This is a genomic window from Ferroacidibacillus organovorans (assembly GCF_001642725.1).
GTDB lineage: Bacteria > Bacillota > Bacilli > Alicyclobacillales > SLC66 > Ferroacidibacillus > Ferroacidibacillus organovorans.
This window is the reverse complement of sequence record NZ_LSUQ01000004.1, coordinates 72,108-84,927: the sequence shown is the minus strand read 5'-3', so window position 1 is coordinate 84,927 and position 12,820 is coordinate 72,108. Positions and strand designations below refer to the sequence as shown.

General features: G+C 54.3%; 9 protein-coding genes. 1 reads left to right on the top strand and 8 read right to left on the bottom strand.

What is annotated here, in order from left to right:
• Positions 1-53 precede the first annotated feature (53 nt).
• From AYW79_RS02295 to AYW79_RS02280, 4 genes are all read right to left on the bottom strand, one after another.
• Complete coding sequence (locus AYW79_RS02295) at positions 54-989, bottom strand: ROK family protein (RefSeq protein WP_067561095.1); 936 nt, start codon at positions 987-989, stop codon at positions 54-56.
• Positions 990-1,193: 204 nt separating this feature from the next.
• A complete protein-coding gene (aroA, locus tag AYW79_RS02290; protein WP_067561093.1) occupies positions 1,194-2,510 on the bottom strand; it encodes a 3-phosphoshikimate 1-carboxyvinyltransferase in 1,317 nt (438 codons plus the stop codon).
• A gap of 14 nt (positions 2,511-2,524) precedes the next feature.
• Complete coding sequence (selB, locus tag AYW79_RS02285; RefSeq protein ID WP_197460988.1) at positions 2,525-4,420, bottom strand: selenocysteine-specific translation elongation factor; 1,896 nt, start codon at positions 4,418-4,420, stop codon at positions 2,525-2,527.
• Between the two features lie 65 nt (positions 4,421-4,485).
• Positions 4,486-6,171 carry a tetratricopeptide repeat protein gene (locus tag AYW79_RS02280; RefSeq protein ID WP_067561091.1) on the bottom strand — a complete coding sequence of 562 codons (1,686 nt, stop codon included), beginning with the start codon at positions 6,169-6,171 and terminating at the stop codon, positions 4,486-4,488.
• A 151-nt stretch (positions 6,172-6,322) separates the two neighbouring features.
• Here AYW79_RS02280 and argS point away from each other — a divergent pair, with 151 nt between their 5' ends.
• Positions 6,323-8,053 (top strand): arginine--tRNA ligase, encoded by a 1,731-nt coding sequence (gene argS, locus AYW79_RS02275; protein WP_082806743.1) that lies wholly within the window; start codon positions 6,323-6,325, stop codon positions 8,051-8,053.
• 68 nt (positions 8,054-8,121) lie between these two features.
• On the opposite strand, the gene AYW79_RS02270 is transcribed toward argS, so the two are convergent.
• The 4 genes from AYW79_RS02270 to AYW79_RS02255 form a co-directional block, all read right to left on the bottom strand.
• On the bottom strand, positions 8,122-9,039 hold the full coding sequence (locus AYW79_RS02270) for an ABC transporter permease (RefSeq protein ID WP_067561090.1): 918 nt from the start codon (positions 9,037-9,039) through the stop codon (positions 8,122-8,124).
• A gap of 68 nt (positions 9,040-9,107) precedes the next feature.
• Positions 9,108-10,796, bottom strand: a complete 1,689-nt coding sequence (locus tag AYW79_RS02265; protein WP_067561088.1) for an ABC transporter substrate-binding protein — start codon at positions 10,794-10,796, stop codon at positions 9,108-9,110.
• Between the two features lie 47 nt (positions 10,797-10,843).
• Positions 10,844-11,755, bottom strand: a complete 912-nt coding sequence (locus AYW79_RS02260) for an ABC transporter permease (protein ID WP_197460987.1) — start codon at positions 11,753-11,755, stop codon at positions 10,844-10,846.
• A gap of 30 nt (positions 11,756-11,785) precedes the next feature.
• Complete coding sequence (locus AYW79_RS02255; protein ID WP_231877860.1) at positions 11,786-12,805, bottom strand: ABC transporter ATP-binding protein; 1,020 nt, start codon at positions 12,803-12,805, stop codon at positions 11,786-11,788.
• Positions 12,806-12,820: the final 15 nt, after the last annotated feature.

The window sequence follows — 12,820 nt, the reverse complement described above, 5'->3', positions numbered from 1 at the left end:
GTTGCGCCACGTCGTCACCTCCTCACTTTCTGGCTTAACGATCCATTTCTAGTTTATTCAAACGCGAGATGCGCGACACCGACGACGCCTGCGTCATTGCCAAGCGTGGCCGGAACCACCTGAACAGCGTGGCGCACGCGTGTGAGCGCATACCGCGAGAATGCGTGTTGCAGTGGATGAAAAAGAGCGTCACCGGCGCGCGACATCCCGCCGCCTACCACGATGATGTCCGGGTTCAAAAGATTAGCCGCAATCGCCAGCCCCTGCCCCAGGCGTTCAATCGCGCGCGCCACCACATGGGACGCAGCCTCATCGCCGCGCGCCGCCGCCATAAAAACGTCCTTCGCGGTGATCTCTTCGCACTGAGCGAGCGTTGTTTCAACCCCTGATGCCACCGCTTCCTTCGCCATGCGCGAAACCCCTGTCGCAGACGATGTCGTCTCAAGGCACCCGCGATGCCCGCAATTACAGAGTGCGCCTTCGGGATCAAGCACAATATGTCCAATTTCGCCGGCCATATCACTCTGCCCGTGAAGAATTCGGTGATCAAGCACGATTCCGCCGCCGACACCTGTGCCAAGCGTAACGCACAAAACGTTCACTCGACCTTTTCCTGCTCCCGCGATCGCCTCTCCGAACGCGGCCGCATTTGCATCATTCTCTAGTCGAATCGGCAATTCGAGCGCCGACCCAAGCAACTGACCGACAGGAACGTCACGCCACCCCATGTTGACCACTTCTTTTGCGACGCCAGTCTTTCGATCAAGAAATCCCGGAATCGTCACACCGATACCGGCGAGCTCCGAGAGCGGGACCTGCGCGCGCGTTGCAAGATCGCGAATCATCACCGCGAGTCGCTCAAGGACGCGTTCCGCGCCTTCGTCCGCACGCGTTGGAATCTCATCTTTCACAAGGATTTCGCCGCCTTGCGCGACGACTGCCCCTTTCATAAACGTACCGCCAAGATCAATACCTACCGCTTTTCGCATACATGACCTCCTAGCTACCTAAGCGCTCGCATCATATTGAATGCATTGTAACATGAAGACAAAAAAAAGACGCAACGCTAGGCAACATGCCCACGTCACGCAAAGACAATCATCAAAAGGGGGTCAAATATGTTACAAGATCATCATAAGCGACGAAGATTGCAAAGCCGTTACACGAGAGTAAAGTTTCGGTTACCGTTGTATCTAGGAAAGATCAAGAAGTTTCTCGAAATGTTCATAGTAGGTCGGAAACGTTTTTGAAACACACATCGGATCGAGAATCTGCGTGTCGTGAACGCGCATTCCGAGCAGGCTGAACGCCATCGCCATGCGATGGTCATCATACGTCCTGACCGACACGCCCTCGCGGAGATTGCGGCAAGGGGAGATGCGCATCCCATCTGCAAATTCTTCAACCTCGACGCCAAACGCGCGAAGTTCTGCGACACACGCCGCGATGCGATCCGTCTCCTTGACGCGAATGTTTGCGACATTGCGAATGGTGACCGCCGATGAGGCGAAGGGAGCGATCGCCGCGAGTGTTGGCACCGTGTCAGAGAGGTGAAACAAATCGACATCGACACCGCGCAGGGGTTCATCTCCGCGCGCAATCGTGACTCCGTGTGAAGAAAATGTCACCGTACATCCCATTTGCTCCAGCACATCAGCAAACGCAACATCCCCTTGCAGTGACTCACGCGTCAACCCGCGAATCGTCACCTCACCGCCGCAAAGCGCCACTGCCGCCATAAAATAGCTCGCACCCGACGCGTCCGGTTCAATATCATACGTTGTATTCGCTTGATACACACCCTGTGGAATCTCCAAAATACGCTCCCGACGAACCGTGTGAACGCCAAACGCTGCCATCATGGACCGCGTCATTTCCACGTACGGCTCGGAGACCAATTCCCCAAGAATCTCGATGCGCAGCGGGCTTTGCGCGTACGGTGCCGCCATGAGCAGCGCCGACACAAACTGGCTGCTCTCATCGCCGCGAATCGAAACCGTCCCTCCGGGGAGTCCCGCGCCGCGAATCTCAATCGGTGGACATCCCGTCCCTAACAAATCGCGTACATCGACGCCCATAGCGCGCAAGCTATTTAGCAGGTCGCCAAGCGGCCGTTCACGCATCCGCGCAACGCCATCCATGCGATAGACGCCCTTGCCGAGCGCCAAAAGTGCAGTCAAAAACCGCGTGCTCGTACCTGAATTCCCGACGAATAGGTCATATTCCGCACGCTGTTGTAGCGGCTCGGTTTGCGCGCCAAAAACATCGATTGTCGCACTCGCTTCATCTGCATTCACCGTGTACCCAACCGTGCGCAGCGCAGCCATGAGGATGCGGCTGTCGTCACTGAACAGGGCGTTGTTTAAGCGCGTCGCACCCTTTGCGAGCGCCGCAATCGCCAACGCCCGATTCGTGATCGACTTAGACCCGGGAACGCTCACAACACCATAAACTGGCTTATCGTGGTATGGAACACGATATGTAGCGGAAATTGTCCCCACCCTATCCATTTTTGGATTTTCAATTATAGGTACGTCCGCACATCACCCGTGCGCTTCGTACGCTTTTGTCGATCAAAATACTCCAAAATCGCCAGCGCAAACTTCCGGCTACTGCCAATGGCGTCGCGAAACTGAGCCATCGTGAAAGAGCCGTGCTCCACAGTCAGGTCGCGCGCCAAACGATCCGCCTCGCGCAGTGCTTCGGCGCTCAATACTAGATCCGGACTGATGATGCTGATTTTACCTTCTTGTTCCAAAAGATGCATCATATTTTTAACAACGCGATCGCGGTTTTTTTCGCGTGCTTCAAGTTCCTGAATCGCGGGTGGCGAGAAAAGCGAGGTGTGGAGTGTGTCGAGGATTCGATCATAGATCTCCCGCTCAAACGGCTGTAAAGGAACCTCACGATCCGAGCGAATGCGCTCACCCAAAAGCGTAAAGGCGCCCTGCTCACACATGAGTTGAAACACATCCTCTGCAGAGCGGGTATCGAGACCTCGCTCGCGTAACATCTGAAAGATGAGCGATTTTGGCGCAAATACATCGTATTTGTTTCGCTCAAAATAGGTATCAAGCGTACGTTTTGCGTGTGTCAGACAATCCAAAAGATACGCTCGCGACAAAAGAAACCCCGTTTTTGTGACGAGCAACCCATCCCCACGAAGCGTATCGATCGCTTGTTCAATCTCCGCTTTTCCGAGGCCAAGCGTCGCTGAAAGCTCATCGATCCCCTGCACCAGCGGTCTTTGAAATAGCGATTCGAGCACACGCTCCTCAGGGCTTCCCTGCTCTTTGCGAATCAACCGCTCGCGCACAAGTTCACTGTGGCGACGGTGCAGTCGAGGCGGATGTGGATCAATAATTACCCCTCCGCCAATCGTGTGCATCGGCGAATAGGAGCGCAAGACAAAATGATCGCGCGCCTCAAAAACCGCATCCTGTTCGAGTAAAAGCTGCGCGAGTCCCTCTTCACCCGCTTGCAGATTCTGCACGCCAAGCATGAGCACCCGCCCGAGAATCTCGGCCGTCCCCGCGTAGACGCGAACGCGCTGTCTGTGCTCGAGCGAACGTTCACTGTCTTTAAGCATCTGGATGCGTACGTCGAGCAGACGTGTCGTTTCATACCCGTCGTGAATAGCAAGGGTCATCCCGCGTTCCAGCTCTAGCTTTCCACCCGTTAAAGAGACGGCCGTCCGCTGTCCCGCAAAGGCGCGCTCGACTGCTTGCCCGTGCACTTCGACACTGCGCACCCGCACGCGCTCCCCCGCAGGGTAAACGCTGAGCGTGTCACCCACAGCGACGCTTCCGCGCCACACCGTCCCGGTCACCACCGTCCCGATGCCGGGCACTGAAAAGATCTGATCCAAGGGCATGCGAAACGCGCCATCCCGTGGTTTCGGATGGGCGCGCTTTAATTGCTCCTCGATTGCCTGCTTTAACGCGTCGATGCCATCCCCCGTTTTGGCAGAAACTGCGAGAAAGGGGGATTCTTCAAGAAACGTTCCCTTTAATTCGCGCGCTGTCTCTTCCTTAACGAGTTCCAGCCACTCCTCATCCACCAAGTCTCTCTTTGTAAACACGACAATTCCCGCCGTGACAGACAATAGGCTCAGAATCGCAAGGTGTTCACGCGTTTGCGGCATTACCCCTTCGCGCGCATCCACGATGAGCAGAATTACGTCCATCCCGCCGGCTCCCGCCAACATATTGCGGATGAAACGCTCGTGTCCTGGCACATCGACAATCCCAATACGCTTGCCACTTGGCAAGCGAAAAGGGGCGAATCCCAGATCAATCGAGATGCCCCTCTCCTTCTCTTCTTTCATTCGATCCGTATCCACACCTGTAAGCGCCGCGACGAGCGTCGTTTTTCCGTGATCGATGTGGCCGGCTGTGCCGACAATAAAAAAGTCTTCCACGTTCGCCTCCCACACGCGCAACTCCCATTATTCTCGCGCAAATCCTTTTCTCGTGAGCGTTCAAATTACAGTGTAATCATGATCGCGTGTGCAGCTTTTGAAAGCGCCTTGACGGAGACCTCGTAACGCGCCGCTACAACCGCCTGCGGCTCTGTGCGTCCAGAGTATCTTCGCGTCACGTAGTCGAGCGCCGCCGACCAGACGCTTCGTTTGACGATGCGCGGGAGATCCGTATAAACCGCCTGCACATAGCGCAGCCAGAGTTCCGTTGCAACGTGTGTCAGTTCCTGATCGCGCGCCGCCATCTGTTGATGCACATCCTTCAAGATCGAGAGCAGTAACTTGTTCCACATAAGAAGTCGCTCATCCTGCATGGGAATGCTAACGTCCTGTAGCGCCCCTTGGAGATAGGCCGGGATCGTTTCGTGAATCCCCATCCGTTGCAATACGAACAGTCCATTCCAAATGATATCCTGGGACTGGCCTGTGTCTTTGACAAACTCCTTTAAAATATGCGTCGTCTCGCGATCGCCAAGCACTGCAAACGCCTGAAGTGCCTCACGCTTCGTCGAGTATGGCCCGCGATAAAGCGCAAAATAGAGCGACGAGCGAACGCTTGGATCCTTCGCCCAATGAACGACCTGCGTCGCGCCCTTTTGTTGCATGAGTCCAGTCGTTCCACTGTTGCGCAGGTGAAAGGGAAGCTGGTACGTGTAGCTCATAAAAAACTTCCCGCGCGCATCGACCACGCGATCCATCTCGCGCAGGTAGTAGTCTGCAATGTCCGTCTCCGGATCGAGCGCCTGCACCTCAAGCAGCCACTGCCTGGCGCGCTTGATTTGCCCGAGGTTTGCACTCGCCGCAGCGAGAGCAAAATAAAGCGTCGGGTCATGCCGATCTCCGTATTGAATCAATTGCAAAAAGATCCGATACGCTGCTTGATGCTCACCGAGAATTCCGAGCGTTGTCGCGAGTTTATACCCTTGATCAAACTGGAGCGGGACAAGCTTCTTTAAAAAATCGAGCAGTGTGTGATACGTTTCATCCTGGCCGCAATGCCGATAAAAAACCACCAGGTTACACAGCGCGTGAACATTCGCAGGATCCCGCTCCAGCACTTCTTCACAGAGCGCAATCGCGCGATCCATTTGCCCCAGATAGTAGCGCGCCAGCGCAAGATTATTGCGCGCAGCAATCGCGTCATCCTGGCGGCTAATCTCCTGTTCTAGCAGTTCGCTCGCCTCGTGAAACTTTCCTTCTTCTAAAAGCGTACGCGCGAGGTCTTTCTCCCGCGTCGTTTCGTGCTGCTGGCGTCGTCGCTCGCGCAGGATTTCGCCGCCGCCAAACTCGTGGATCAATACGTCAAGCATCTCATCCGCATCAGGTGCAAACTCACCCGAAGGATCCTCTTCCAGATACTTGACGACATGCTCTTCTGCAAGCTCGTATTGTCCTAGATTGGCATAGTTATTCGCCATATAAAAGTAGCACTCGCTCATATCCGGGGCGATCGATTCGACCACGCCTTGCAAAATCTCATTTGATTTTTCAAAATCGCCGAGTTCGGAAAGCACACCTGCTAAATTACAGTGATTGACCGCATTTCCCGGCTCACAATCGACGGCACGCTGAAACGATTTGAGCGCACGCGATAAATCGTGCCGGTTAAGAAACCGCACACCCCGCTCAAAGAAGAACGCTGCATCTGCCGCAAACGGCACAATCTTTTTTCCCTTCTCCCGACCTTCCATGAAGCAACCTCCTCAGTGGCATGATGGGAGTTGATCTACGAAATTAAGTATAGCACAGCAAAAAGTCGACTGTCATACAGGGGAAAATTGCCGCCTCCGTCAAGACTCGGTTATAATGTCAGGAAGTGCAGTCGAACGTAGAGAGGACGTTATGGTGTTGCAACGTTACAAACTTCAAATCGCGTCCCATTTTGTCGCGCAGACAGGATGGACCGCAGAAGAATTGGCAAACTTAATGGAAGTTCCGCCGGATCGAACGCTCGGGGATCTTGCGCTTCCCTGCTTCAAACTGGCAAAAACGATGCGTCTTGCGCCACCCGTGATCGCCCAAGCACTCGCACAAGATCTTCAGACGTGTACGATTGTCCATCACGCAGAGGCGACGGGCGGTTATCTCAACGTGCGCTTAACACGTGAAACGGTCACGACCGATACGCTCGTGCATTTGCGCTCGAACGAAACTGTCTTTCAAGACGCGCGCGGCGCGGGACAAACGGTGGCGATCGATCTCTCTTCGCCAAACATCGCCAAACCCTTTTCCATGGGACATCTTCGCTCGACGGTAATTGGCACAGCACTCGCCAACTTGTTTGAAACATCCGGATACAAAACGGTGCGAATCAATCACCTCGGCGATTGGGGTACGCAGTTTGGCAAGATCATCGTCGCGTATCGCACCTATGGGGACGAAGCCACGGTCAGTGCCAATCCGATCACGGAATTGAATCGCCTCTACGTCCAGTTTCACGAGGAGGCAAACGAGCGCCCCGAGCTTGACGACGCGGCACGCGCCGCGTTCAAACGATTGGAAGATGGCAACGAAGAAGATTTGACGCTCTGGCGCTACATGATTGACGTGAGTATGAAAGAGTTTGAGAAAACGTACCGTCTGCTTGGCACGAAGTTTGACTATAATTTGGGTGAAAGCTTCTACAACGACAAAATGGACGCTGTCGTCGACGAATTGCGCGAAAAAGGATTGCTCGAAGAGAGTGACGGCGCCGAAGTGGTACAGCTTGGGGAGACCATGCCGCCGTGTCTGATTCGTCGCTCAGACGGAGCAACGCTTTATCCAACGCGTGACTTAGCGGCTGCACTGTATCGCGCCCGTCATTTTCACGCAGATCACCTGCTCTATGTCGTCGGGGGCGAACAGCGCCTGCACTTTCAACAGGTGTTCGCAGTTCTTCGGAAAATGGGGTACACGTTTGCCGACGCGTGTGAGCATATCGCGTTTGGCTTGATGCGCATGGGTGGAAAGAAAATGTCGACGCGAAAAGGTCAGATCGTTCGTTTACAAGAGGTTTTAGATGAAGCGATCACCCGCGCCCGCGCCATCATCGAAGAGAAAAATCCTCACTTACAAAATGCAGACGCGGTGGCTCGCGCGGTAGGCGTCGGTGCCGTGATCTTCAATGATCTTAAAACGTACCGACTTCACGACATTGATTTTACGATGGACACCGCACTCGCGTTTGACGGCGAAACGGGTCCCTACGTCCAGTACGCACACGCGCGGACGTGTTCGATTCTGCGCAAGGCAGGTGTGCTTCAAGCAGGTCCCTCGGTAGAAGGGTGGGTCACATCTCTGCCAAATACGCACGCAGAAGATGCGGTCGACGACGCCACATGGTATCTCACACTCACACTTCAAGGCATTGAGGCGATTCGTGTGCGCGCGATTGAGGAACGCGATCCCTCACTCGTTGCAAAACACGCGCTCGATATCGCACAGGCGTTCAATCGCTTTTATCACGACTGCCCCATCCTCACGTCCGACGGCGAGCTCAAGGCGATGCGCCTTGCGTTGACCGACGCTGTACGCGTCGCACTCTTGCACGCCATGACATGGCTCGGCATCGAGGCCCCCTCCGAAATCTAGGCACACACCCGTCAAAAAGCCCCTTTGTGCAGATGCTGCACAAAGGGGCTTTTATCTTCTCGCAAATCTCAATACGTGATGCGCGGATCAATCAGTCCGTAGAGCAAGTCAACAATAAAGTTAAACGCGACGACGAATACAGCGGCGAAGAGCACCGTCCCCATGATGATAGGCGTGTCAAGATTGTTGATCGCCTGCACCGCCATCTGTCCAATCCCAGAGTATCCGAAGACATCTTCGATAACGACAATTCCACCAAACAGTGCGCCAATATCCGTTGCGCCATACGTGATCACCGGAATGATTGCGTTGCGAAACGCGTGACCCATGATCACACGAAGAGGCGCTGCGCCCTTCGCTCTCGCTGTGCGAATATAGTCAGAATTGAGTACGTCCACCATACTCGATTTAAGCAGTCGCGAATAATAAGCCGCGCCCGTAATCCCGTACGTGAGACCAGGAAGAATGACAAACGATAGTCCGCCTGTGCCGCCCACCGGAAAGAGATTGGCGCGATATGCGACCCAATACATCAGTTCAAGGCCGACAAAGAACGTTGGCAAGCTAATGCCGATCAGACTGACCAGGTTGAACACATGATCGGTCATCTTGCGATCTTTAAGCGCCATAAAAACGCCGATTGGCAATCCGATAATAAGTTCCATCAACCACGCGACTAGCGCGAGTTGAAAGGTTGCGGGGAGCCGCTGACCAATCAACGTGGCGACAGGCAAGTTTTGAAGAAAGGAGAAGCCAAGATTGCCGTGTATGATATTCATAAGATAGTTTCCGAATTGCTGAATAAAGGGTTCATCGAGCCCCATCTGCTTGCGCAGCGCGTCCACCTGTTGAAGGGTCGCATGCTGACCGAGAATCATGCGCGCAGGGTCAGACGGAACGGCATATGCGAGGATAAAGGTAATGAGTGCGATCCCAAAAAGAACAATCACAGATCCACCGAGACGGCGAATGATATACGAAATCACGGCAATCCCTACCCCCTTAAAGGCTGGGTTTCAGCGCCAGATGACGCTGAAACCCAGTTGAAAATCTCTTAGTGCTTCGCGATCCAAACGTATTGCAGTGGATCGACCTGATTTGGGTTCAGATAGTACCCTTTCAGCCAAGGCTGGACAGCCGCTGTGAAGACTGGATACGCGTATGGAATCCACGCAGCTTGCGACATGATGATGTTTTGCGCTTGCTTGTAGAGATTGTCACGCGCTGTTCCCGCAGGCATGTTTGCTGCAGTGTTTAGCAGTTTGTCAACCGCCGGATTGGAGTACATCGTCGAGTTGTTAACCGGTCGTTGGTTGGAATTGAACAGTGTGTTCAAGAAGTCAGACGGATCCGGGAAATCCTCAACCCACGCCAGGTTAAACATCGGCTGATTGCCCGTCTCGTTGTTGGTCAAGAACGTACCCCACGACGACTGATTAATGTTCGCCGTCACGCCGACTGCCTTCAACATGCTCTGCACCGCTTCAGTGATCCGCAGATCGTCTGGGTTCGAGTTGTCACAGTAGATCGTTGTCGTAAAGCCGTGCGGGTAGCCAGCTTGCGCGAGCAGTTTCTTTGCGAGCGCCGGATTGTACGAATACGTCGCATTCGCCGGCAGTTTCGCCTCATAGCCAGAAGGCATGCTCGGCGGGATGATCTGGTTCGCCGGGAGTGCGCGTCCACCCAAAACTTTGACAAGGTAGTTCTTGTTGATCGCGTACTCGAGCGCGCGACGGACTTTTACGTTTGCCGTCGGGCCGACCTTGTTGTTAAGGCCGATATACTGAGTCGCCACCTGAACCACTTTGTACACCTGCTTGCTGTACGTCGGGCTCATGACAATCGGCAAATAGTCTTGCGACGGAATGCCGTTACCGCCGATGTTGTAGCCGAGTAGCCCCGTCAAGCCTTGCTTGTAGTGCAGAAGTTCCGCCGAAGGAGACGAGTTGTTTGTAAACACAATCTCATTCAGATAAGGGATACCCTTTTGGAAATAGTGCGGGTTCTTCTTGAGTACCCACTGTTGGTTCGGTTGATAGCTCGCAAGATAGAACGGACCTGTACCCATTGGGTTGTGATCGATGTACGACTCGCTGTGCCCCGCGATATAGGTCGGATCGACTGCCGAGAAAAACGGCATCGCGAGCACATACAAGAAGACTGGATCACGCTGGGTCAAAGTGATTTGGAGCGTCTTGCCGCCGTTGAGCGATTTCAGTCCAGAGATCGTCTTGGCGTGACCGCTGTAGTACGCGTTCGAGCCTGCGATGAACGGATCGATAAACCCTTGGCCGCCGCTGCTGTTCACAGGGTTCAACACGCGCTCAAACTCGGTGATAAAGCTCTGCGCTGTCACCGGGTGACCATTCCAGAACTTCGCATTCGCTAAGTAAAAGGTATACACTTTACCGTTCGGGCTGATCGTGTAGCGCGAAGCCAAGCTCGGAATAATCGTATTCGTCGCGCCTTTGTACGTCACGAGCTGATTGTAAAACTGAAGTACCGCCTCATACGAGGTCGTATCGTACGCCTTGACTGGGTCAAGGTGTGGGAAAGCGCCCGCCAAATCAAGGTTTAGCGTTCCGCCGTAGACCGGTTGTGCGCCCGTTGTCGCAGGAGCGGTAGGTGTGGTAGGCGCTTGCGATGTTGCAGACGGTTGTGTGCTGCAGCCAGCGAGTGCCGCGCCGAGCAGTGTAACCGATGCGACGACACCCAGCAGGCGCGTCTTTTTATTTATCTTCATGCGTGTTCCCCCTCTATGATGATTGCCTAGCGATTTGCTCTATCTCCTTAGCGGACGCGGCGCGGATTAAACGCTTCGCGCAGACCATCCCCAAGGAGGTTAAAGCCGAGAACGGCTAAGAGAAGTGCAAGCCCTGGGTAATAAAGAAGCCACGGCGCGTACTGGAAAACCTGCTGGCCTTCCGCAAGCATGTTGCCCCAACTTGCATTCGGCGGAGCGACACCGATCCCGAGGTAACTGAGTGTCGACTCTAGCAACATGTTATTGCCGATTGAAAGCGTCGTCAAGACAATCACTGGCGGAATGATGTTCGGGAAGATGATTTTCGTCAGGATTCGCCAGTTAGACGCGCCGAGCGCCTTGGCTGCCTGTACGTACTCATACTCCTTCACAGAGAGCACCTGCGCGCGCACAACGCGCGCTGTGACCGCCCACCCGAGAACGCCGATTGCAATAAACAGGTTGGTGATGCTCTGCCCAAGCGACGCGACGAGCGCCACAACAAACAGAATCAGTGGGAAAGCAAGCATGATATCGGTCAAACGCATGATGACCGTATCTACAAATTTCCCAAAATAGCCGGAGATGATGCCGAGTGACGTACCGATAAACAGACTGATGATGCTGGAAAAAACGCCTACTTCGAGCGAAACGCGAGCGCCAAACAACACGCGACTAAAAATGTCTCGACCGAGATCGTCTGTTCCAAACACGAAGGTGGAGTTTGGTGGCAATGGCCCGCCCATGGCGGAGAGTCCATTCTGGAATTGCTGGTTTGGATTAAAGTGTTGCAACTGCGGTGCAAATACGGCGACAAAGATAAGTCCGAGCACCAGAATTCCACCCAGAAAGACCAAAGGATATGCCTTTAACAGTCGCCACACGCGCGGAGCAGGTTTTTTCTGTGGATAAGCAAGTGTTTGCTTGATCCCATTTTGCGTTTCCATCACGGTTGCCACGATCATTCCTCCTCTCTGAATCTGTCCTAATTAGGAGTACAGATGACAAGCGACAAAGTGGTCGGGGCGAATCTCTTCCCACGTTGGAACCACCGTTTTGCAAATGTCTTTCGCGTCTTTACACCGCGGGTGAAACGGGCAACCTGTAGGAGGCTTTGAGGGGCTCGGGAGATCCCCTTGCAAGATAATCCGATCACGTTTCGCCTCCGGGTCAGGAACTGGCACCGCTGAGAGCAGCGCCTGTGAGTATGGGTGCAACGGTTCCGAATAGAGCGCGTCAGCCGGTGACAGCTCCACCATGCGCCCGAGATACATGACACCGATGCGATCGCTGATGTGTTTTACGACACTCAGATCGTGCGCGATAAACACATAGGCAAGCCCCAACTCTTTTTGCAGGTCATCAAGCAGGTTCAGCACCTGCGACTGCACTGAAACGTCAAGCGCCGAGACCGGCTCGTCCGCGATGATCAATTTCGGGTCCACCGCGAGCGCCCGCGCGATTCCGATGCGCTGACGCTGGCCGCCTGAAAACTCGTGCGGATAGCGATCCAAACGCGAGGGGGACAGCCCGACGATTTCCATCAGTTGACTGGCGCGTTTTTTGCGCTCCGCCGCAGTCGAAAAGAGGTTGTGAATCAGCATCGGTTCTTCGAGCACCTGGCGCACCGTATAGCGTGGATTGAGTGACGCGTAGGGGTCCTGAAAAACGATCTGCATCTTGCGGCGCATTCGCCGCATTTCCGCCGAGCCCATCTTGCGAATGTCGCGACCTTCAAAGAGAATTTCTCCAGCAGTCGGTTCAATTAGACGCAGAATCGAGCGTCCTGTCGTCGATTTGCCGCAACCGCTCTCGCCGACCAAACCGAACGTTTCACCTGTATCCACGCTCAAGCTCACGCCGTCCACCGCGCGAACGTGACCAACCGTGCGCTGAATAAGGCCTCGCTTGATTGGGAAGTGTTTCTTTAAATCGCGCACGACAAGCAGCGGCATCTTCTCTTTGTCGGCAGCTATTTTTCCCTGTTCCACAGTTTGTACATCGGCCATCCTGAAACGCCCTCC

What these genes read in the sequence shown, in the direction of transcription:
- AYW79_RS02295 (WP_067561095.1), bottom strand. Translation starts at nt 989, where the DNA reads ATGCGAAAAGCGGTAGGTATTGATCTTGGCGGTACGTTTATGAAAGGG.
- aroA (WP_067561093.1), bottom strand. Translation starts at nt 2,510, where the DNA reads ATGGATAGGGTGGGGACAATTTCCGCTACATATCGTGTTCCATACCAC.
- AYW79_RS02280 (WP_067561091.1), bottom strand. Translation starts at nt 6,171, where the DNA reads ATGGAAGGTCGGGAGAAGGGAAAAAAGATTGTGCCGTTTGCGGCAGAT.
- argS (WP_082806743.1), top strand. Translation starts at nt 6,323, where the DNA reads ATGGTGTTGCAACGTTACAAACTTCAAATCGCGTCCCATTTTGTCGCG.
- AYW79_RS02265 (WP_067561088.1), bottom strand. Translation starts at nt 10,796, where the DNA reads ATGAAGATAAATAAAAAGACGCGCCTGCTGGGTGTCGTCGCATCGGTT.
- AYW79_RS02255 (WP_231877860.1), bottom strand. Translation starts at nt 12,805, where the DNA reads ATGGCCGATGTACAAACTGTGGAACAGGGAAAAATAGCTGCCGACAAA.